Origin of the sequence: Parabacteroides sp. CT06 (assembly GCF_002257605.1) — a bacterium.
Lineage (GTDB): Bacteria > Bacteroidota > Bacteroidia > Bacteroidales > Tannerellaceae > Parabacteroides > Parabacteroides distasonis.
In genome coordinates, this window is the sequence record NZ_CP022754.1 from 691060 (window position 1) to 712500 (window position 21441).

17 protein-coding genes, 1 tRNA gene, 1 rRNA gene and 1 pseudogene are annotated in these 21441 nt (G+C 46.1%); 5 read left to right on the forward strand and 15 right to left on the reverse strand.

From position 1 onward, the window contains the following. Positions 1 to 4 precede the first annotated feature (4 nt). From CI960_RS02900 to CI960_RS02925, 5 genes are all read right to left on the reverse strand, one after another. Positions 5 to 1294 (reverse strand): MATE family efflux transporter, encoded by a 1290-nt coding sequence (locus CI960_RS02900; protein WP_154397980.1) that lies wholly within the window; start codon positions 1292 to 1294, stop codon positions 5 to 7. A 249-nt stretch (positions 1295 to 1543) separates the two neighbouring features. Continuing rightward, positions 1544 to 2164, reverse strand: coding sequence for a CatA-like O-acetyltransferase, family 2 (locus tag CI960_RS02905; protein WP_005858502.1), 621 nt, complete (start codon positions 2162 to 2164; stop codon positions 1544 to 1546). 80 nt (positions 2165 to 2244) lie between these two features. Then, positions 2245 to 3066 carry a response regulator transcription factor gene (locus tag CI960_RS02910; RefSeq protein ID WP_005858504.1) on the reverse strand — a complete coding sequence of 274 codons (822 nt, stop codon included), beginning with the start codon at positions 3064 to 3066 and terminating at the stop codon, positions 2245 to 2247. A 252-nt stretch (positions 3067 to 3318) separates the two neighbouring features. Then, complete coding sequence (mobA, locus tag CI960_RS02915) at positions 3319 to 3741, reverse strand: conjugal transfer protein MobA (protein ID WP_005858507.1); 423 nt, start codon at positions 3739 to 3741, stop codon at positions 3319 to 3321. Positions 3742 to 4021: 280 nt separating this feature from the next. After that, complete coding sequence (locus CI960_RS02925) at positions 4022 to 4489, reverse strand: DUF3408 domain-containing protein (RefSeq protein ID WP_036629115.1); 468 nt, start codon at positions 4487 to 4489, stop codon at positions 4022 to 4024. 409 nt (positions 4490 to 4898) lie between these two features. Between CI960_RS02925 and CI960_RS02930 the strand changes: the two genes are divergently transcribed. Next, positions 4899 to 5210 carry a helix-turn-helix domain-containing protein gene (locus tag CI960_RS02930; protein WP_005858511.1) on the forward strand — a complete coding sequence of 104 codons (312 nt, stop codon included), beginning with the start codon at positions 4899 to 4901 and terminating at the stop codon, positions 5208 to 5210. Between the two features lie 53 nt (positions 5211 to 5263). After that, on the forward strand, positions 5264 to 5569 hold the full coding sequence (locus CI960_RS02935; protein WP_005858513.1) for a helix-turn-helix domain-containing protein: 306 nt from the start codon (positions 5264 to 5266) through the stop codon (positions 5567 to 5569). A 95-nt stretch (positions 5570 to 5664) separates the two neighbouring features. Here the strand turns inward: CI960_RS02935 and CI960_RS23545 are convergent, their stop codons facing one another. From CI960_RS23545 to CI960_RS02955, 4 genes are all read right to left on the reverse strand, one after another. Continuing rightward, positions 5665 to 6000, reverse strand: coding sequence for a hypothetical protein (locus CI960_RS23545; protein WP_229038718.1), 336 nt, complete (start codon positions 5998 to 6000; stop codon positions 5665 to 5667). Continuing rightward, positions 5918 to 6292 carry a hypothetical protein gene (locus CI960_RS02945; RefSeq protein WP_005858515.1) on the reverse strand — a complete coding sequence of 125 codons (375 nt, stop codon included), beginning with the start codon at positions 6290 to 6292 and terminating at the stop codon, positions 5918 to 5920. The genes CI960_RS23545 and CI960_RS02945 overlap by 83 nt, the downstream gene beginning before the upstream one ends. A gap of 2 nt (positions 6293 to 6294) precedes the next feature. Next, positions 6295 to 7530 (reverse strand): site-specific integrase, encoded by a 1236-nt coding sequence (locus CI960_RS02950; RefSeq protein WP_005858517.1) that lies wholly within the window; start codon positions 7528 to 7530, stop codon positions 6295 to 6297. Positions 7531 to 7773: 243 nt separating this feature from the next. Beyond that, positions 7774 to 7846: transfer RNA gene (locus CI960_RS02955), tRNA-Phe, on the reverse strand. A 215-nt stretch (positions 7847 to 8061) separates the two neighbouring features. Here CI960_RS02955 and CI960_RS02960 point away from each other — a divergent pair. Beyond that, positions 8062 to 9177, forward strand: a complete 1116-nt coding sequence (locus CI960_RS02960) for a DUF4852 domain-containing protein (protein ID WP_005858419.1) — start codon at positions 8062 to 8064, stop codon at positions 9175 to 9177. Between the two features lie 76 nt (positions 9178 to 9253). Here CI960_RS02960 and thiL read toward each other — a convergent pair whose 3' ends face one another. From thiL to CI960_RS02990, 6 genes are read right to left on the reverse strand one after another with little or no spacing between them, the layout of a single operon-like run. Continuing rightward, positions 9254 to 10282: a thiamine-phosphate kinase gene (gene thiL / locus CI960_RS02965; protein WP_005858417.1), complete on the reverse strand. Its 1029-nt coding sequence runs from the start codon at positions 10280 to 10282 to the stop codon at positions 9254 to 9256. Between the two features lie 7 nt (positions 10283 to 10289). Further along, positions 10290 to 11399 (reverse strand): tetraacyldisaccharide 4'-kinase, encoded by a 1110-nt coding sequence (gene lpxK, locus CI960_RS02970; protein ID WP_005858414.1) that lies wholly within the window; start codon positions 11397 to 11399, stop codon positions 10290 to 10292. A gap of 10 nt (positions 11400 to 11409) precedes the next feature. Continuing rightward, the gene (sppA, locus tag CI960_RS02975; RefSeq protein ID WP_005858412.1) at positions 11410 to 13158 is read right to left on the reverse strand and encodes a signal peptide peptidase SppA; all 1749 of its coding nucleotides are present in this window, start codon (positions 13156 to 13158) and stop codon (positions 11410 to 11412) included. 30 nt (positions 13159 to 13188) lie between these two features. Further along, a complete protein-coding gene (locus CI960_RS02980) occupies positions 13189 to 14139 on the reverse strand; it encodes a DUF4922 domain-containing protein (RefSeq protein WP_022193160.1) in 951 nt (316 codons plus the stop codon). Next, on the reverse strand, positions 14136 to 15596 hold the full coding sequence (locus tag CI960_RS02985; protein ID WP_005858408.1) for a glycosyltransferase family A protein: 1461 nt from the start codon (positions 15594 to 15596) through the stop codon (positions 14136 to 14138). Before CI960_RS02985 ends, CI960_RS02980 begins: the two co-directional genes overlap by 4 nt. Continuing rightward, positions 15593 to 18529, reverse strand: coding sequence for a hypothetical protein (locus CI960_RS02990; RefSeq protein WP_005858406.1), 2937 nt, complete (start codon positions 18527 to 18529; stop codon positions 15593 to 15595). Before CI960_RS02990 ends, CI960_RS02985 begins: the two co-directional genes overlap by 4 nt. A gap of 119 nt (positions 18530 to 18648) precedes the next feature. Here CI960_RS02990 and CI960_RS23850 point away from each other — a divergent pair. Further along, positions 18649 to 18759: pseudogene (locus tag CI960_RS23850) on the forward strand (integrase); the annotation flags it as partial. Positions 18760 to 19790: 1031 nt separating this feature from the next. Then, positions 19791 to 21315, forward strand: a 16S ribosomal RNA gene (locus CI960_RS03000). Positions 21316 to 21441 lie beyond the last annotated feature (126 nt).

The window sequence follows — 21441 nt, forward strand, 5'->3', positions numbered from 1 at the left end:
GTTCTTAGTATTGTTTATATTTAAGATAAATGACGGATTGTGTACCAAGCAGCATTACGTATAAGTATTCCACTGCCCAATATGCCGCAAATGGAACATGACAAAAATCTAATCCCCATAAGCAGAACAGATAAGCAATAGTTGTTGTCACCTGAAAAATGAATACCGTCCGTGTTGCTCCCGTTCCTGTTGCTGCATTCAGATAGACGTAACCGGGTAGTGCAAAGAAGTAATTCAATAGCATGACAAGAAAAGGCGGCCATGCAAGCTGTATGATAGCGGGATTTTCCGTATAAGCCCCTATAATGGGCTGGTGAAAGAACAACGCAAAAGCAATCAATGGAATGCCTATCGCATATCCTAAACGGATAATCTTATGGCAAAGCGGAAAAACTTGTTTCTTTTCACCTGCTCCAATCAGGTTACTCACCAAAGAACCGGTGACACCTGCCAATGCATTGACGATAACGGAAAACAGTGCGGAAACACTTCTTACAATGTTTGATACTGCCAATTCAGTTTCTCCCAAACGTTCGATAGCCACGAAGAACAGAAACCAAATGGCTACACTTGTAAAGAACTGGAGCATACTCCATACCGAGATAGAAAATACCTCTTTCAATACCGTTATATCAATATGCCAGTATAAGCCATACGCTTTTTTATCAATGTGCCGAAACATATATGCAGCCAATACAGCCAGCGAACACATTTCGGCAAATGAAGATGCGATAGCCGCCCCCGATATACCCATGTCGAAGCCGAATATCAGGAGCCAGTTCAGCGGAATGTTCACCAGTACGGCAGTGAAAGCTGCCATGTTCAGAGCTTTTGTCTGTGTAATGCCTACCAAAAACGAGCGTAAGGCAAGGAACGGGAAAGAGAACAACAATCCCCAAATACGCCAATCCAAATAGCGGATAACCGCATTATAAACATCATCCGAAGTTATCAGATGCTTCAACAGAACGGGAGAAAATATCTTGGATAGCAGACAGAGGAGTACCGCCAGTATTAGCAAGAAAAACAATCCCTGAAAGAACGTTTTTCCCGTTTCTGCATACCGCTGTTCTCCGTTACGGCGGGCAATTACCACTTGCAATCCCAAACTGAACCCGAAGCCGAGCATATAAATTGCCAAGAACCATATTCCGGCAAGGGCAGATGCACCCAGTTCCACGTCACCCACATGCCCTAAAAACAAAGCATCGGTAATATTTATCAGTTGTTCGATAAGGATGCTCATCATTACAGGAAAAGCGATGAGCCAGATTTTCTTATAGGTATAATTCATTTGTTCAAACCAATATGATACGATACATCCTGCCGCTTTAAGCAGCACGACAATCTTATAGATTTATAGTAAGGGATAATGACAAAACAATAACAGGCAAACTTAAAACATAAGCCTGTCTATTGCTGAATAGCAATAATTGGAAGTGCTATTCGTTGAGCGTAGCTATATGCACAACTGCCATTTCATATTGTTGAACAACTATTTCTTTTTCTGTTAGTTCTGCAAAGATAGCGTTTTTCCCTGAACTTATATTCTCAATTTATTAATTTCTTTCTGAATCCCGTCCAAAAAGCGGGAAGCGTGCGCCCCGTCCATCTGCGTGTGGTGGAACTGGAAAGAAACGGTGAGCGTCGTTTTCAGCAGGCGGCGTTTGTATTTGCCCCAAATAAGAAACGGATTATTAAAAATGCCGCTATACATCCCGACAGCCCCGTCTATTTCATATTGTGCCAATGCGGAAGTTCCGATAACCATGCTTTCCGTCAAGTCGTGATTGACGCAACTTTCAGCCACTTGTTTGGTAAGTCGCAGATAGTGTTGGTTAAACAAAGATAAATCATCACAGAAAGGAACATCACACGAACTTGCCTCGCCCTTTCTGTTGGCGACAATGGTGTTTACTGCAATGGTATCGTACTGCATCAGTTTACCGCCAACGGGCAGCATATAAAATTCTTTCACGTCCCTTGCGGATTTGCCGATGCACCAGCACATCAACATATTAAACTTCATGCCCGATTTCCGGCTGATTTTCACAAGGCGCGACACGTCGAGGGTCTTAAAGAACGTCACCATCGGCATAGGTGCGTTCATCCACATTTCAAAGGCGTATGCCCGGCTGGTTTCTTGGGGATTTACTTCTTTCATACTTAATGCTATTTTCATTTAATGAATCAGGCGGCAAAAGTAGGAGAAGCGTTTGAACCCGGATAGAACAAACGGGACATTTACACGGGATTGGTGAACAAATCGGAATATGGATTTGATACTTTCAGCAAAGACATGGGCGTATATCCGCAGAACTTCTTGAAATCCCGGATAAAGTGTGACTGGTCGGCATAACCGCTGGCGTATGCTATTTGCACCTGGTTGAGTTCTTTGCCCGCTTGATGCTGCATCTGCGCCAAAGCTTTTTGGAAGCGGACGATACGGGTATATTCTTTGGGATTGATGCCTACAAAGGAATGAAACAACCGCTCGAACTGCTTTTTGCTCAGGCAGGCAATAGAAGATAATTCGTTCACAGAGATTTGCGGAGTGATATATATTCGCTGTATGGCGGCATCTATCCTTTTAATTCTGTATGTGGTATCAGCCAAATTATCGGCAATTTGTGACAACAGCCATTTTTCTATGTAGCTTATGCAAATAGAATTATTCTCACAGTCGAATATTCGTGTAGCCAGTTCATTCAAACTTTTGTTTTCGAGGCTGTAACCGGACACTTCCTGATTGTAAAAGAGCGATGTCGGCATGTTCAGAAACATACTCATGGCGTGAGGCTGGAACACGACCACTATCATTTCTGTATTGCCGTCTGCATATAGGTGTGACGAGAAATTAACTTGTCCGCTGATGGTGAGTTTGTCTTGTGCAGCATTCAATTCGGGAATATATAGTGGTGCTTGCTTATGGAAGATGATTTGAGGGCAACCGATAGGAAAAGTCAGGGTATTCAAAAACTGGTTACTTTTGAATACCCAATAATATCTCACATAAGGTTGCAATAGCTTACATGGTCTGTAAAAATCGAATTCCTCTTGAATCATTTTACAAAAGTAGCAATTTCGTGTTAGTTACGAAGTAAAAAGAGGTAAATGAAACATAGAAACGACTGCGCATAATGACAAAGTCGTTTCTATGATATGAATTATATTTTCAATCCTTTCGGCCGATTTTCATCTTTCGCATATAGTTCCGAACGCCCGATGATGATATGCCGGACCCTATGAAATTCTCGGTATTTCGCGTTATTTCACAGGGTTGTGTATCTACCGTATTTTTTAGGTGTACAATGGAATTTATCCTTTTTGTTGTTCCCATTTAGCATACATTTCCCTTGAAAGTTCCACAATTTCCCGGCTCAACTTCACAAGGTCGATGGTAAGTTTCTCCAACTTGTAGAGCAACGCCATCGCCTTCTTCTCCGAAAAGTGGATGCGCAACTCTTTAACGACCTGATTGTAGTTCGTACCGATGGCACGGAACTGGGCGTGGAAGTCCGACAGTTTGGTGTAGTAGTCCACCAGCGTCTTGTTCACCTTCAGCACCTTGAACTTCTGTCCGAAGAAATGCGCCTTGAGAAAGACGGCTTTCGCATACATGTTCGATTCCTCGTACATCGTCAGGAACCTGTTCCATTCCACATCGTCGAAGCGCACCATCACGCAGTGCGTCTTCGGGTTCAATTTGGGATTTCTCCCGTACTTGCTCTTCTTTTTCATTCTTCTTATTCTTTTAATTTTATGGCTTGTCCATTGTTTAATCTTTGATTAAGGAACCCCGAAATTATCCGACTGCGGAGGATAATTCTGCCCACGGCAGTGAAGGTGTTTTCAGTTACTTAGAATTATTCGGGTAACTGAAAATATATCTTGCTGTGTCTTTGAAGACACAAGAATCCTCCGCCTGTCGGATTGGTTTGTGAGTATAATAACTCATTTGGAATATCGGTCAAGCCGATGGAGTGTATCCACTGACTTGACCGGTTCTACCGTAATCCACTCAGAGTTTGCGCCACTGCTCGATGTCCTCCCGGTAGGCTTCAAGGTGCAGACGGGCGAGGTTCTCAATAAGTCCCGATGCGCTCATGCCACGCCCACCGAGACGGTGGACAATCCCATCCAGCCGGTCACGCACCTCACCGCTGACGAACACAGGCTTGCGGTCGGTTATCTTGGGTACTCGCAGGTAAGCGGTACGGTACTCGTCCAGCGACAGCCTGCGTTGCTTGCTGCTGACACGCTTCTGTGGCACTGCCACTTCTTCGGGCGTTCCGCCTAACGGTTCATCCACCGTAGCTGTTTCCGCTTTTTTCATGACGGTCCTGCCGGGTTGTGCCAGCTGTTCCGGATCCAGACCGATGTTCTGGTAGAAATCGTCCATAGACTTCTCACTGCGGGATTCCCTGCGTCCCATTCTTTCCACGATTTCACGAGCCTGCTGCTCACTGATACTTGGTTCTCTTTTCATTGTCATAAAACAGATTGATTAAGTTATTACTGTGGTCTTGGTCTGTGCCTTGACCGATTGTTGCAAGCAAAGTAAGATGTTTTAGTACAGTCAGTCAATAACTTGGATTCGATTAGGCAATATTGTGAGATTTTGCTTTATGGTGATAGAGATATTGGTGAGGACTTCACAGATTTGCCGGATATGAATAACCGGAAGAACAAAGGTGCAATCACAGTCAGGTTTGAATTAAGTCCTTGTTTTTTCTCTTGCCACATTCCTGATTTCCGGAATTAAGAATATAGCCCCAATCTGTGCCAACCTCTACCTACCTGTGCCACATGCTTCCACTTCCGGGAAATCCATTGCCGGATAACAGATTATGTATTCCTTTGCGGCAAAAGAAACAGTAAAAATAAAAAGTATGTATATGGAAATCGTATCAATTGAAAGAAAGACCTTTGAGGCGATGGTCGCCAAGTTCGACCGTTTCGTCAGTCGCATGGATGCCATCTGTCAGCGGCACGGAGAGAAGACAATAGACGAGTGGATGGACAATCAGGACGTGTGCCGGATACTCAACATCAGCCCACGCACGTTGCAGACCCTTCGGGACAACGGGACGCTGGCTTACTCGCAGATAAACCACAAGACCTACTACCGTCCCGATGATGTACAACGCATTGTTTCCGTTGTGGAGGACAGGCGCAAAGAAGCAAAGTTCAAAGGAAGAACTATATAAACTTGATGAAATGAACGAAGTAAACTAACAATACTCACTAAATCCAAAATAACATGAATGAACTGATTAACAAGGACAACGAGTGGATAATCCACTTCATGGGCAGTCTCGACCGTCTTTTGGACAGCTTCGAACATTTGACTGCCAATTACCGCCCGACACTGAACGGTGAACGTTTCTTCACCGACAAGGAGGTGTCGGCACGGTTGAAAGTGAGCCGCCGGACACTTCAGGACTATCGAAACGAAGGGCGCATAGCCTATATCCAGTTAGGCGGTAAAATCCTCTACCGTGAATCCGACATCGAAAGGATGCTTGCTGACGGCTACCGCTCTGCCTATCGGCTGACAGGCACATGATTTTCTTGAAAGAGCGCAGTTTGCCGTCTGCCCAGTGATTACGTCAGCAACGGACTTTCGGCAAAAAGAGAAAGGAACGGCTTACGGACGGAGCATCAAAATCCTGCTTCGTCTGTAAGCCGCTCCTCTCTTCTTTCTTCTGATTTCCCATCAGTCGCTTGTTTCCGTTGCCGGATGCTCTTCAAGCGTATGGCAGGCAGTGGCAAGGTTTTCGGGCTGAATACGCTCAAACTCGTTTGAGGAAGATTCTGCCCGAAACGGCTCTGCCGCCTGACCTTGCTGCTGCCATCAAGCCATACGCTACCTTTGCATCCGTGTATCGGGAACGAGTGGCTGATGGAATAAGCCTCAACTATACCATCGGTTATTACCTCTGACGCTGGCAACAAATAGTATAATCGGTGTAGCTTTCTTAATGGTGCTAATTTCATTTATTATAAACCGTCTGAACAAGACACTCTCTTTACTGCATATCCTGAATGCAACGGCTATAACCATTTCAATATCATAAACGTCATAACTGATGCCATCCGGTTGCTTGAGATACTTCATCGTGTCAAATTCGTTCAGTTCTTTGCTCTTGTAAATGGTATGAATCGCCTTGCGGACATCGCATGAGAACACCCCGAACAGGTCGGCTATCTCGAACTTGGTCATCCATATAGGTGCAGTCGGTATGGTGATTACACCTGTTTCACTGATTGATATTATTCCTCTATCCATATCTATCGCATTACTTTAGACATCACGTTCTTTACATTATTCATATCGCGCAGAATGGAGGAATCCAACACACGTGCATAGTGCTGCGTCATTTTTATATTGGAATGGCCGAGCATTTTTGCCACATTCTCTATGCTCACACCGTTGGCGAGACATACAGAGGTCGCATACGAGTGCCGGGCTACATGTGTGGTCAAGGTCTTGTTTATCAGACATAAGTCTGCGATTTCTTTCAGATAGCTGTTCATCTTCTGATTGCAGGGGACTGGCAGCAGTCTGTTTTTCTTTTGGCAAGCTGGATGTTCCGCATATTTACGGAGAATCTCCAATGGAATATCAAGTAAAGGAATGTTGCACATGTTCTTCGTCTTTTGACGAGGCTTGCGAATCCATAGATTGCCATTGGAATCCTCCACGATATGTTCCGGTGCCAGTTGTTGCACATCTATAAAAGCTAACCCCGTGAAGGCTGCAAAGATGAAGACATCACGGACAATAGTGATACGCTCTAACGGAAACTCCTTGTGATAGATAGTGAGCAGTTCGTCCATTGTCAAGAACTCGCGTATAACCTCTTTCTCATGAAACTTGATGCCGATGAACGGGTCTTTGGTAATCCATTCGTTAGCAAGCGCAAGATTGGTTATCTTCTTCAAGCACTTCATGTAGCGGATAACCGTATTCTGCTGGCATTCCTTCTCTGTTTTGAGATAGAATTCAAAAGAGCGTACCAGCTCTCCATTGACTTCCGATAATGGTAAATCCTCCTTGCCGTATTTCTGTTTGATAAGTTCTGCAAGATAACGCTTACAACTTTCATAACGGCGGACGGTAATCAGGGCATAGTCCTTTCCGACAAGTTCACGGCATTGGTCGTTATGTTCTTGGATAGTTTGAATAAGTGTACGGACAACTTCGGGTGCTTGGTCTTGTCCGAAAAACTTTTCTTGTAATAGGCGAGCGGTGATGAACAGCCCTTGTTCCTCCAGTTCCTTGAAAGTCTGGTGGAGTTTGATTCTTGCATCCTCGATATAAGCATTCAAGTCGCAGGATTTGCGGCTCTTGCCTTTGGCGCACTCCTTCGCCTGATTCCACAAGGCTGGTTCAATGCTTTTGCGGATATTGTTTTCCACTCGCGCACCGTTCACGGTGATACGCATACATACGGAGGCTTCCCCGTTTTTCAGCAACTTGGCTTTCTTGATAAAGAAAAGCACATTGAATGAGTCTCTTTTCATGTTCCTACAGTTTTTCGTTGTACAAAAGTAGGAAACCATGCACGCTTTCTTGATACGCAAAATGTTGCAAATCAGAGAGAAGTAAACTTGTTCGGTGGAGATTTGCGCTCTACCTCTTTTGTTCCACCTTTTGGAACACCAGCAACTGTAATATTCTGCCGTTTTTTGCGTTCCGCCAGAAAACAAAAAATCCCGATTTCGTTTGGAAATCAGGACTTTACTGTCTTTTGCTTTTCTTCTAAGTGGTGCCACCAGGAATCGAACCGGGGACACAAGGATTTTCAGTCCTTTGCTCTACCAACTGAGCTATGGCACCATCATGTCGTTTTGTATATCGTTGTTTCGATTACGGGTGCAAAGATACGGACTTTTTTGATATATGCAATAGGTGGCGGTGGATTTTTTGAAAATATTTGAGGGTAGAGGTGGAATTAGCTGCTATAAGCAGGGTAAATAGGGGGAGCGTGTAGATAAATATGGATTTTTACTTATTTTTGGAAGCGGGTAGAGAATGATTAATAAGCTATAGATATGAAGAAAGTAATTTGGAGTATTGTTTTAAGTTGGGTATGTTTGGCATTTGCTGCTGGGATAGGAACTCGTGATGCGGTGTCTGCCTGTGATGGGAAAGTGTATAAAAAAGGGGATAAGATTATGTTTGGTGTCCCTAAGGTTTCCGGATATTTGTTTGTTAGGACGTTAACAAAGGATGGGAAGATATCTACGATGCCAAAAGAGAATCTAGCTAGTCAAGAGGCGGTGATCGTTGATATTCCGGATTACGATAAGAAACTCTTTGAGAGTATGGGCGTTTATTCTGAGGTAGAAACGCATCCTCTTGTCGTGGTAGAGCTGGATGGACGGCGTCTTTGTATAAATATTAATGATGCGCTTAGTCAAGGGAATATTGTTTCGGAATATTTTAAAAGCGAAGTTGAGGGTGTGGTCGATTTAACGTCCGATCTCTTATTTGTTTATGCGCTTAAATTAAATAATGTGACAGTTGATGACGATGTGATAGTAAGGTATATGGCTCATTGTGACAAGAATCTGGTAGAGAAAAATCAAGCGGATCCATTTACTATGGCGGATCTTAAGAAAGAATATGCCGCTAAATTGGAAAAGGCGTTAGGGGACGTTGATTTTAGTAAGGTGTTTCGTATTGAGAGTCAGTCGGAGATGTTACAATATGATATGGATAAGCAGATCTTTCCATTAAAAGGGTTGTGGTGCCCACAAATTAAGACAGACCAGCCGGATGCGTTGGCTAAGATTGGCTTTTGTAAATGGGATGATTGTGTCTTTCGATTTGTGAATATACCAGAGTTCATGAATGTCTCTTGTGAGACGGCTCGTGCGAAAGGGTTTTATGATATGAGGAAAGTCGGAAAAGTGCCTACCTATAATAAGCCGCTGGCTACCTCTTATACTTATATCCGTTTCTTGGATAAGAAGGTACAGCTTCCCGAGAAAAAGAATAAGGTCTATCATAACGGTGATATAAAGAGTATGTCTTTGGCTGATTTGTATGGGAAAATGGCTATAGAGGCTCAAATTATAAAGATGGATGTTTATCACTTACCTTTCTTGAAGATAAGTGATTTTGAACTCTTCTATAATTATTTAGGATCCATTGAAGTGAAATAATAGGAAAACGGTCCGTCCCCCAATAAAAATGAGATGGACCGCTTTGCATTCGTGAATTCAGAGCGGATATTTCTTTTTAGTTTAGTGAGTTCCAACCTTGCGCCTTAAGCTCGACTTCACCTCCGTCACGACCGACAAGATAATTGCCTAACTCTGGCTTTGTTATATGACCGATCACCTTAATACCTTTCATTTCCGACACCTTATCATGATCTGCTAAAGGAACAGTGAATAAGAGTTCATAATCCTCACCTCCATTCAATGCCGCGGTTATCAGATTCATGTTAAACTGCTCTGCCATGGCTGCGGTTTGGTAATCGATAGGAATACGATCTTCGTAAACTCGGCAACCTACATTACTTTCTTTAGATATATGAAGCAACTCCGAAGAGAGGCCGTCGGAGATATCCATCATGGAGGTAGGAACGATTCCTGCTTGGTCAAGAACCTCGACAATGTCTTTGCGGGCTTCCGGTTTTAATTGGCGTTCCAACAAATATTCTTTACCAGAGAAATCGGGCGTGAAATCTTTCTCCCCATTAAATATGCTTTTCTCCCGTTCCAGTAATTGGAGACCCATGTAGGCGGCCCCTAAATCGCCGGACACGCAAATAAGATCGGTCTCCTTGGCTCCGTTTCGATAGACAACTTTACCTTTCTCTCCCTCGCCTAGGCAAGTGATGCTGATCGCTAACCCTGTGCGTGAGGCGGAAGTGTCGCCACCAACGAGATCTACGTCATAGATATCACAAGCGAGTTTAATGCCCTCGTAGAATTCTTCGAGATCTTCTACACAGAAACGTTTGGAAATACCCAATGATACCGTAATCTGTTTCGGGCGGCCGTTCATGGCGTAAATATCGGAGAAGTTTACGACTGCGGATTTATAGCCGAGATGTTTCAACGGCACATACATCAAATCGAAATGAATACCTTCCAGCAAAAGGTCTGTCGTAACCAATACTTGCTTGTCTGTGTAATCTAGTACGGCTGCGTCGTCACCAACACCTTTCAACGTACTCGGATTTTTAAGTTCTATTTTATCGGTGAGATGACGGATTAACCCGAACTCTCCCAAAGTCGATATTTCTGTTCTATTGCTCATAAGATTGTTAACGTAATATAGGATGATTCTTTATTCTTGTATCAATATGTTTAACTATTAATTCTTGAAATTGTTTTTCCCGGTCCATACAGAAACCCACCGTAATAGGCAAACAATATAAATGAGAAAACCATTCCATGGGAAGCGAAGGAAGGTCACGGAGTCGGGCGGCATCTTTCTCCGTGATGATTATCAATTTACTTGTAGAAGTCAACCGCTTGAAGGCCGTTTGTATTTTCTGGATGTCATGCCGATCGAAGGCGTGATGATCCGGAAAGATCAATGAGGTGACATGCTCCGTATATTTATGGATCTCTTTTTCGAGAGGTGCCGGGGATGCGATACCGGATACCAATAAAACCTCTGTAGTAGAGGCCAGCCCTTTTAATGTGCGTTTGGGGGCTTTACCGGAAAAGACGGGTTCCAGCTCCCCGTAAAGAATACGGCTGAAATAGAGCTCTTGATAAGCTGAGAGATGTATATCCTCCTCTATGATCCGGAAGTCTATAGGTTGTATACATGACTCACATTTCGTGACAATGATCACGTCCGCACGTCGAGCGCCATCCATAGGTTCCCTTAAACGGCCTGCGGGCAAGAGCTTATCTTGCGTATAAAGACGGTGGCAATCGGTTAAAAGGATGTTCAGCGTGGGGGCGACGTATCGATGTTGAAAGGCATCGTCCAGCACGATCACTTCCGGGCGCTTATTCTCTGGCAGAGCCAATAGATTGCGGATACCCCTGCGGCGATCAGCGTCTACGGCAACGAGAATATCTGGAAACTTACGTTTCATTTGGTACGGCTCGTCACCGATATCCTTGCTGGTACTTCGCTGATCGGCCAACAAGAAACCGGAGGTTTTCCGTTTATAGCCACGGCTGAGTACAGCTACCCGGTATCGGTCTTTTATCAAACGGATGATGTATTCCGTATGAGGAGTTTTTCCGGTCCCCCCGACAGTCAGGTTCCCCACGCAAATAATAGGCAGATCATACCGCTCTGTCCGAAGGACTTTCCAGTCGAACAGCTGATTCCTGAATCTCACCCCGATTCCATAAAGGAAAGAGAATGGAGTGAGGAGTTTATTGAACTTAATCGTATGATCTGTCAGCATGGTCCAGTTATTATAACGGTTTCATATCGTAAGGCATACGAGCTTGGATTCCGCAATTCGTCTTGATATTATTCAACGTCTTGAAGTACTCGAACTCATTGCCCAATACATTTTTGATGATAGAGAGTTTCACCTCTCCGAGCTGGCTTTCCAAGAACTCGTCCAAGAAATTCTTGGAACCGCTGACGGTAGTTACGCTATACTGATCCAGATCAGCCAACCCCGCCGCTGTGCTTATAGCTAATTCAATACCGCCCAGCTCATCGACTAAACCTCTTTCTTTCGCTTGCTCACCCGTCCAGACCCGTCCTTGTCCGATAGCGTTGACCGCTTCGGTAGTCATACCTCTACCTTCGGCGCAGCGGGAAAGGAACGTTTGGTAGCCTCTTTCCACGTATCCCTGTATCAGTGCTTTCTCACTCTCGGTCATGGGACGGGAGAGGTCTCCTAAGTCCGAGAACGTGTTCGTCTTTACGATGTCCGTGGTCAACGCTAGTTTCCCGAATAATCCGGAGGCGTTCGGGAACATGCCGAAGATACCGATGGAGCCGGTCAACGTATTCGGTTCGGCGATGATCTTATTAGCGGCGCATGAGATATAGTAGCCTCCCGAGGCAGCTACGTTGCCCATGGAAACGACCACAGGTTTCACCTTTTTCAACTCGACAACTTGACGCCATATCTGCTCGGATATATAAGCGCTACCTCCCGGGGAATTCACACGGAATACCACGGCTTTCACGTCATCATTGTTTTTTAGCTTGATAAGCTCATCGGCCATTTTCTCCGTGATACTTTGTTCGATATCGTAAAAGTTGCCGGGTGTTTGCGCCTTAATCTCGCCTTCGGCGTAAAGTACGGCTATCTCCGGGGCGTTTTTGGTGGGTGAGGCCTTGAGGGTTTTCATTTGAGCTAAGTTGGCCGATCTCAGTTTCTCTCCATTTTGTCCGGCTAGCTCTTTGACGTATGCTTCTACCTCCGGCTTATACTTCAATTCGTCTATAAAGCCACATTCTACCGTTTTCACAGGGTCCGCGAAGAAAAGCCCCTCATTGGCGTAATGGTTGATATCGTTCACGCTGATGCCGCGTGATTCGGCGATGCCTTCGGCTATATTATCCCAGATGGTGGAGATATACGATTGGATTTGCTCCCGGTTCGCCTCGCTCAGCTTATCCAGCATAAAAGGCTCCACGGCACCTTTGTAGGTACCTACCTTAAAAATCTGCATCTCGATACCTACCTTATCCATCAGTCCTTTGTAGAATAGGGTTTGCGAGGCGAGTCCCGTCAATTCAAGGATGCCTTGCGGATTCAAGAATACCTTATCGGCTACGGAACAAAGGAAGTAATTCCCTTGCGTGAAATTATCGGCGTAAGCTACCACGAACTTGCCGCTTTCCTTGAAATCTATTAACGATCGGCGGATTGCTTCCAAACTAGCGCTACCCGAGGAGAGAAGCCCCGATTCGATATAAATCCCCGCGATCTTGTCATTCTGTTTCGCTATCCGGATCGTCTCGAGCAGGTCCTTCAGTGACAGCATGTTTTCCTTGTCGCCCATCAAGGCGGAGAATGGATTCTCCGCCGGGTTATCCGCTAGCGTCCCGTCTAGCTTGATCTTGAATACCGTATTGCTTTTGGGGGTGTAATCAGGTGTGCTACCTACGGTGGCGATATATCCTATAGTCATGGATATCAATACCGTCAGGATTATTCCCATTGCCAACATAACGCCTAGCGTTGAGGCAAACATCATTTTAAAGAATTGTTTCATATCTATTGAAAACTAATTAGATGACAAATGTACGAAAATTTCCTCTACGTCCCGGTCGCTGAGGCATACTTGTTGGTAAACATCTCGCAGAAGCTCCGGGTTGATCTTTTTGAAATCCTTTTCTAAAGGGGTGATGAAAAGACCTCCGATATCGGCAGCTCCCGGGCTGGACAGGAGATGGTCGTTCCCCTCAGCCTCGTATTGCCATGGGCGGTGGCGTTTACGAGGGATTACCGTGATTACCCAATTATTATCGTAATAGGAGCCGAAGATATTCATCATCGGCTCGGGCTCACCGGGAAGTATCGGCAAAGCGGCGTAGATCTTTTTGAAGAGCCGGGTGGCGGCTTCTTCGGTGGCGGCTTGGATGACGAGGCCGGGGCGGAGGTTGCCGGTGAGTGGGTATATACGGTTGTCGTATACACTCGCATACGATTGTCGTATAAATTGGGTTACCTCTTCATCCAGCGGCATGATGCCTCGTGTCACTGCTTGGAAGTGGGCATGATCCGGTGCCGAGGCTCCGCTACGGGGTCCATTGTAGAAGACGGTGAAGGGAGCGAGTCTCCTAGTCAGTTCCAAGAAGTCATTCCATTGCGGCAATATCAGTTGCGGAGTATGTTTCCGGGTAGGGATCGTAAAATGCTGGGGGAAGATCGGGTAGGGGTTACACAATACCAGATGGCGAAAGCCGAAAGGCAGTCGCTCCTGTTCCACCGGCAGGTTCTCGGGACATAGGAAGCACTTGCGTTCTTTTAGGGATCGGGCATCTACCTTGGCCCCGGTGGAAACAATACGGGCGGGATTGAATTGCGCACGTATCGAGAACCCTCCCATATCGAAGGATTTTACTTGCACGGCCTCCAGTGCCTTATAGTTCTTCTCGGCCAATGGCCATGTCACGAGTTGCTTGGACAGTAATTCGGTCGCTTGCGATGAGCTGACCCAGTTGTTTGGTTTCATTGTCTTTCCATGTTTAAGCGGGCCTCGAGTTCCCAAGTCCTGATTTTATCCTTATATATATTATGGTTGTTCATTTTCACGACATCCAATGAGGCGTCGGAGTTATCTTCCCAACGGCGGCAAAGGTACAGCACGTCGTAGATCCGCCCGATCGGGTACTCGCGGCTGATGCGCAGGCCGAGGGCGTAATCTTCTCCGTAACTGGTGTTCGGGAGGTTTAGTTTCCGTAGCAAGGGTGTATAAAAGGCTCGGGGTGCTCCAAGCCCGTTGATGCGGAGGGCGTTATTGCGGCCGTTCTCGGGAGTCCATTCTTTATGGTCGATAATTCCGGGCGGGATGGTTCGCATATCGAAATCGGTCATTCGGTAGGTTCCGACCACCATGGCGCATCGCTGCTCGTAGAAGGCTTCCACGATCTTACGCAGGGTATGCTCGTCACTGTATACATCATCGCTATCCAATTGGATGGCGAACTTGCCGCAAGCCGAATGGTGTATTCCTATATTCCAGCAACCCCCGATGCCGAGGTCGTCACGCTCCGGCTGGATATGGATAATACGAGGGTCCGTGGCGGCGATCGTTTGGATTCGCTCGGAGGTGCCATCCGTAGAATGATTATCGATAATGATTAGGTTGAAAGGGAAGGACGCCTCTTGTCGCAGTACGGAACGGATAGCGTCCTCGATCGTCCGTACACGGTTACGTACAGGGATAATAACGGAGGCTTCCGTTTGAAATGTCTGCTCGTCAAAACGGACTGGCTTGAAATGAGGGGGCAAGTAGCCGCCTATCATCTTTAAGTGATCTGTACAGGCGGCTTCCATCTCGATCTGTACGGAGCGGTTCTTGGGATCTACATAGTCGAACATCTTCTCTCCGGATTTCCGTAAATCATTCTCTACTTCTGTATATAGATATTCGTTGATATGCGTCAGCGGAGCGTTTTGGGAGACTTTCAGGCGCAAGTCGTAGAGTCCGGCGAATGTATATTCCGTATCCATGGAGGCTATGGCGTTTTGTAGCGTGGAAGAACGATAAAGTAGGAGGGAGCCGAAATTGAAATCATCCCTAAGACTTCCTTTCTGGTAATCGATCACCGGATGGGGGTTGAGTTTGCCCTCCTTCTGCTCGTAATAATCGGAGTAAACCATACCGGATCTCGTATCGTCGGCGATGGCGACAAAACGCTCTAGGGCATACATGCCTAATAGAAGCTCTTCAGTCTTCGTATAAATTAACGTATAATGGGCACTGGCATAGCCGGCTATTTCCCGGAGGGTCTTCGTGCTCCATATATTCTCCGTGCGGATTAAATTGCAGGGATAAATAGCCTTGGCGTGGGGATCGTCCGTGATTAGATAGATCTGACTCACTAAGGACGACTCGGCCAATTGCGCTACCGTTTGTCGTGTAGCCTCTATTTTTCCATAAGGGATAAAGCAATTGATTCGTTTCATTGTATATACTGTATTTTATTTTGTTGTTGAATGGAGAAAAAGCGTAAGATGGACTCCATGAGTCGATTTCGTTCCGACGATGTTTGAAGTGCCTCAAACGGGAAACCGAGCGAACAAGTCCGATATTTCCCTTCATAAACGATTCCCGCCCCGATATTGTTCTCCGGATATCTCAAGATGGTATGGGCGAGCTTATCCGCCGGAAGTACACCGTCTACCGACTCGATCGAGTAGCAAATAGGGTTCGGACGTGTCCGGAACGTGTATCTGCCGTTTATATATCTGTAAGGGGATGCGCAACTGTTTACGATTCCCTCCTTGCTGGCATTACGGCTAGCCAACTTCCCTTTTAGTACCTCCTCGACGAACGTACGGTCTTGTGCGTTGCCCCAGCTGTCGGAGAAAAGATTCGTCCCGCTTACAAGCAAGTTGCCGCCTTGGGCAAGGTAACTGCGAAGCGTATCCTGTAAAACGGGAGTGATAACCGGTTGGCGCTGTTTTCCTAAAATCAAGTCAATAATCGGATACGTATCCGGCTTTACGACTCCCTCGGCCAAAGATTTATGGCTACATGAAACAAAGGAATAACCGGTCCCGGCCATGGCCTGCCCATGTATGAAAGGATAATCGAAGGTATTGCCCGCTATGACTTGGCCTGCGTAATTGTTGTAACTATCCCCATGCCCGTTATTATCATTGCTGTTCCATGTGGCGGTACGGCGGAATTCGAATTGATCCCCGATAAATGCGATATCATTCAGATAAGGCACTCCCCGGTCGACGGCATAAAGAAAGCCGGCTAAACTATCCGCCGCACTCTCGAAACTGGCTGGACCGCTGATCCTGTCGAATCCATTGACGATTAATACCGTCTTATCCTTTTCACCTTTAGGAGACCGGTAAACACTTACGATCTCGGAAGGGAAACTGATGCCTCCCTTATTTACGGCAGCTACCTTATAACTATGGATAATACCCGCCTCAATTGGAAGAATGATTTCTTCTCCTTTTACGAGCGTCCCGTTATCGAATCCACCGCTGTCTTTTCGACTATAAAGGATATAGGCGGTTGGTGAGGCACTCTCCTCAAGAGTATCCTGTACGGCTTTCCAGCCGATTCTCACTTTATTCGTTTCTACGAGCTCCGTATACAGACGATCGGGTGGGAGCGGTTGTACGATAGGCTCCTGTTTATTCTGGAAACAGATATAACGGAGCATCCCTTTATAGATCGCCCTACAGATAAGGAAACGGAAGCGTGGGTCTAACCCGTAACGCATATCGGCGAAGTTTTGATGGGATAGTAATTCTAATAGCATCGTTGGGACATCGGGAATACGTGCCTCTATATAAGATTGATTCCACATGCCCCGGCGGCTCCATTGAGGATTGTAAACCTTACGGACATCGGACAGGATCTGTGTTTGGATCATGTCGGTTAGGTCTCTGGCGATCTCCCGGCTTTTCCGGTTGGTGTAGATTCCGTCGTTGCTTTTAGACATATAGATGCCGAGTGTCCCTATAATTGAGTCATCCGGGGTGGTTCCTGCGTCGGAATGGAATGCGAAGGCCATGTCGATAGGGATATGGGTCTGTTCTTTTAAATAATTAACCCATTGGGGACGTGCGTAAATGTCGTCTTGATAATCATTGCGGAAAGCGCTTTTCGAATAGATACTATCCGGTATTCCCGCCCATTGTAGCCAATATCGGGCCGCCTCGGTAAACCGTGGATACCCACTTGTCTCTGCTTCTATCGGATAGGGACTTTCTAGCGGGCTACGTGCGATGTTCCCCATGCCGCCACCGATCTTGATTGCGTCTGCCGTGATAATCTTTCCCGATTTATTGCTTTGATTCGTTAATACGATTCTCTCATGGGCTTGTTCATGTGCCGTGAATTTGAAGTTTCCCAGATAGATCCAAGTCCCACCCCCCATTGTTTGATTGACGGCGATTGTGGTTTCCCCTCCGGCATGATGGATGGTATACAGTGCCTGCTCTGTGCTGTTCGGAAAAGATTGATAGGAGGCATAGACCGCGTAATTCCCCGATTCCGGAATTTCGGGAATCCACTCGATGAGACTTTCTTTTCCTTTCCTCTGTGTGACCGTCTGCCGATAGGTACCTTGCGTAAAAGGGTTCTCCCCATTCGTATAAGTAGCTTGAATATGCCCAAATCCGGCTTTCTCCCCATCCGACCAAGCTTTCTCTCCATCCAATTCCTTATACTCGGATCCCGGAGTAGAGCGATCATTGTCGATAATGATTTCGTGTATTTGAGTGTCCCTTTCCCGGGGGATAAGAATAGTCGCTCCTGCGTTTTCAAGCATCGGGGTCAGATAAGGAAGAACAAAACTCTGCGTAAATAAGTCCTCCACGGTGCCGAACATGCGAGCCCGTTGCCATTCCCAGCGATGGGCGGTCTGGGCGTAATATAAACCATGGCTTTGCCAAAGGGCGATATGACGGTTTTGTAATCCGTTTTTTATCTCATGAGGGGTGGATAGGCTACGGGTTAGCGGGTATTTACTCTCTTTAATGGAGTATAGCCTCTTTTTGTTGGGACGTCCTTTTCTGTCGTATTCGGGAATCAAGCTCTCAATGTCTGTATCTCGGGTCAAGATGACGATCTTGGAGGCATTGGGGAATAGGGGAGCTATACTTGCGTAAAGCTCAGAAACGTTGTATTCCCGAAAAGGGATGTCCTCCAAAGCTTCATTGGCGAAAAGCGTGACTTTCTTCTTCTGTATGAGGATGGAGTCAATCTTAATGGTGCGTGAAGACACATATTGCCTTGCGAAAGAGTTTAGCTTTTGATCTAATTGCTTTTTTAAGCTTTCACTATCCTGCCCTTCTGCCGGAAAGCTCCAGAGAAAAATGGATAGTAAGGATATGATGATCCTAACAGGATAGGAGAGTTTTTCTCGCATATTTTTATAAATATTATTGGCTGTCTTATTTCTACAAATTTACGAAAAATCTCCGTAATAACCTTATAAAAAGCCCAGATTGGCGCAATTAAAATTGAATATGAAGAAGGTAGGGGCAAATTGTGGATATTGGGAGAAGTCAAATTTATGTGAACGGCAGCAAGGAGAAGAACGGATTTGTCCCTATCATGGGACGGGTAGCGATTAACGGGACGATGGTGCGGTTCAGTTCAGTTGCGAGCGAACTATTCGTGTTCATGGTCAAGACGCCTATCTGGGGAATGATTATCCCTTCTTGAAGTGTCGGGTTTACGATAGTATCTCAATGGGAAACGGTGGTAAAGTCAATGGGATAGAGGTGTTATCTCAATGACTTTACGGCCGTGTCCCATAGGCTTTTTTTGTATCCCTGATAAGTTGGTAGGGGATGGTTCAGGGCGCAAAGGGCGCATCTTTGCGAGGTTTGTAAAACTTTTATATTATAAAAAAATTAGCGTCTTACTTATATATAGATGGAGTAATATATTTTTTTTTTGTAAAATGTTTTTGCGAACACGTAAAGATGCGCCCTAATGCGCCCTGTGATTTTTTTGGAAGATTTTCTTGATGTCTTAAAGTATAGATAGACAGTTGTTTATGTAATACTGTTCTCTTAGCCCTTTTTTAGTCTTTGGGGCGATATAATCGGCCTAAACTCACATTGTACGTGGCCCAAAAGCACGTGTACAGAGCGATTTTCTCGTGATTCCATGAGCAGAAAGCCGTTTTTCCCGTGTGATTTCCTCTCGTCGCCAGGACCTGTTTATCGTTTTTATACGTGTAAAAGCACTCGTGAGAGCCCTGTTTTCGGTACACGTGGTGACTCGTAAGTTAAAAAAGAGCGTCACGTATTATTTCAATGTACGCAATCCCCCTCATGAAAAAAATATTGCAAAAAAAATTCCGAAAAAGTTTGGAGGTTATGTTTTATAACACTACTTTTGCACCCGCATTCGAGAGAGAACGCCGGTACAAAATGATGAAACAAACTTTTAGAAAAAAAAGTTCCGGAATAATTTGGAAGTTTAAAATAAAAGTCCTTATCTTTGCAGCCACGTTCGCAAAACGAAAGCGACAGAAGAGTTCTTTGATAGATTTACATAATTCAACAAGTAGTACAAGTATTGGAGAAGAGATTCTCCGGATTAATACCGTCAAAAGAAGTATGACTTTGGACTACGATAAACGGATTCCGGAGCGAGGATATGATAAAACAATTTAAACAACGAAGAGTTTGATCCTGGCTCAGGATGAACGCTAGCGACAGGCTTAACACATGCAAGTCGAGGGGCAGCACAGGTAGCAATACCGGGTGGCGACCGGCGCACGGGTGAGTAACGCGTATGCAACTTACCTATCAGAGGGGGATAACCCGGCGAAAGTCGGACTAATACCGCATGAAGCAGGGGCCCCGCATGGGGATATTTGCTAAAGATTCATCGCTGATAGATAGGCATGCGTTCCATTAGGCAGTTGGCGGGGTAACGGCCCACCAAACCGACGATGGATAGGGGTTCTGAGAGGAAGGTCCCCCACATTGGTACTGAGACACGGACCAAACTCCTACGGGAGGCAGCAGTGAGGAATATTGGTCAATGGGCGTAAGCCTGAACCAGCCAAGTCGCGTGAGGGATGAAGGTTCTATGGATCGTAAACCTCTTTTATAAGGGAATAAAGTGCGGGACGTGTCCTATTTTGTATGTACCTTATGAATAAGGATCGGCTAACTCCGTGCCAGCAGCCGCGGTAATACGGAGGATCCGAGCGTTATCCGGATTTATTGGGTTTAAAGGGTGCGTAGGCGGCCTTTTAAGTCAGCGGTGAAAGTCTGTGGCTCAACCATAGAATTGCCGTTGAAACTGGGGGGCTTGAGTATGTTTGAGGCAGGCGGAATGCGTGGTGTAGCGGTGAAATGCATAGATATCACGCAGAACCCCGATTGCGAAGGCAGCCTGCCAAGCCATGACTGACGCTGATGCACGAAAGCGTGGGGATCAAACAGGATTAGATACCCTGGTAGTCCACGCAGTAAACGATGATCACTAGCTGTTTGCGATACACTGTAAGCGGCACAGCGAAAGCGTTAAGTGATCCACCTGGGGAGTACGCCGGCAACGGTGAAACTCAAAGGAATTGACGGGGGCCCGCACAAGCGGAGGAACATGTGGTTTAATTCGATGATACGCGAGGAACCTTACCCGGGTTTGAACGCATTCGGACCGAGGTGGAAACACCTTTTCTAGCAATAGCCGTTTGCGAGGTGCTGCATGGTTGTCGTCAGCTCGTGCCGTGAGGTGTCGGCTTAAGTGCCATAACGAGCGCAACCCTTGCCACTAGTTACTAACAGGTAAAGCTGAGGACTCTGGTGGGACTGCCAGCGTAAGCTGCGAGGAAGGCGGGGATGACGTCAAATCAGCACGGCCCTTACATCCGGGGCGACACACGTGTTACAATGGCGTGGACAAAGGGAAGCCACCTGGCGACAGGGAGCGAATCCCCAAACCACGTCTCAGTTCGGATCGGAGTCTGCAACCCGACTCCGTGAAGCTGGATTCGCTAGTAATCGCGCATCAGCCATGGCGCGGTGAATACGTTCCCGGGCCTTGTACACACCGCCCGTCAAGCCATGGGAGCCGGGGGTACCTGAAGTCCGTAACCGCGAGGATCGGCCTAGGGTAAAACTGGTGACTGGGGCTAAGTCGTAACAAGGTAGCCGTACCGGAAGGTGCGGCTGGAACACCTCCTTTCTGGAGCTTCAGGATTCCGTACCGAGGTCATACGAGGTATTGATCCCCTTGTGCTGCTGTTGAGATTATGTTTATTATATAGATCAATGACCGGAAGGCCGGTCGGAGAGAAAAAGATGACGCTGG

Excerpts from the sequence above, each read along its gene's own strand:
- CI960_RS02900 (WP_154397980.1), bottom strand. The coding sequence starts at position 1,294 with ATGAATTATACCTATAAGAAAATCTGGCTCATCGCTTTTCCTGTAATG.
- CI960_RS02905 (WP_005858502.1), bottom strand. The coding sequence starts at position 2,164 with ATGAAAGAAGTAAATCCCCAAGAAACCAGCCGGGCATACGCCTTTGAA.
- CI960_RS02910 (WP_005858504.1), bottom strand. The coding sequence starts at position 3,066 with ATGATTCAAGAGGAATTCGATTTTTACAGACCATGTAAGCTATTGCAA.
- mobA (WP_005858507.1), bottom strand. The coding sequence starts at position 3,741 with ATGAAAAAGAAGAGCAAGTACGGGAGAAATCCCAAATTGAACCCGAAG.
- CI960_RS02925 (WP_036629115.1), bottom strand. The coding sequence starts at position 4,489 with ATGAAAAGAGAACCAAGTATCAGTGAGCAGCAGGCTCGTGAAATCGTG.
- CI960_RS02930 (WP_005858511.1), top strand. The coding sequence starts at position 4,899 with ATGGAAATCGTATCAATTGAAAGAAAGACCTTTGAGGCGATGGTCGCC.
- CI960_RS02935 (WP_005858513.1), top strand. The coding sequence starts at position 5,264 with ATGAATGAACTGATTAACAAGGACAACGAGTGGATAATCCACTTCATG.
- CI960_RS23545 (WP_229038718.1), bottom strand. The coding sequence starts at position 6,000 with ATGAAATTAGCACCATTAAGAAAGCTACACCGATTATACTATTTGTTG.
- CI960_RS02945 (WP_005858515.1), bottom strand. The coding sequence starts at position 6,292 with ATGGATAGAGGAATAATATCAATCAGTGAAACAGGTGTAATCACCATA.
- CI960_RS02950 (WP_005858517.1), bottom strand. The coding sequence starts at position 7,530 with ATGAAAAGAGACTCATTCAATGTGCTTTTCTTTATCAAGAAAGCCAAG.
- CI960_RS02960 (WP_005858419.1), top strand. The coding sequence starts at position 8,062 with ATGAAGAAAGTAATTTGGAGTATTGTTTTAAGTTGGGTATGTTTGGCA.
- thiL (WP_005858417.1), bottom strand. The coding sequence starts at position 10,282 with ATGAGCAATAGAACAGAAATATCGACTTTGGGAGAGTTCGGGTTAATC.
- lpxK (WP_005858414.1), bottom strand. The coding sequence starts at position 11,399 with ATGCTGACAGATCATACGATTAAGTTCAATAAACTCCTCACTCCATTC.
- sppA (WP_005858412.1), bottom strand. The coding sequence starts at position 13,158 with ATGATGTTTGCCTCAACGCTAGGCGTTATGTTGGCAATGGGAATAATC.
- CI960_RS02980 (WP_022193160.1), bottom strand. The coding sequence starts at position 14,139 with ATGAAACCAAACAACTGGGTCAGCTCATCGCAAGCGACCGAATTACTG.
- CI960_RS02985 (WP_005858408.1), bottom strand. The coding sequence starts at position 15,596 with ATGAAACGAATCAATTGCTTTATCCCTTATGGAAAAATAGAGGCTACA.
- CI960_RS02990 (WP_005858406.1), bottom strand. The coding sequence starts at position 18,529 with ATGCGAGAAAAACTCTCCTATCCTGTTAGGATCATCATATCCTTACTA.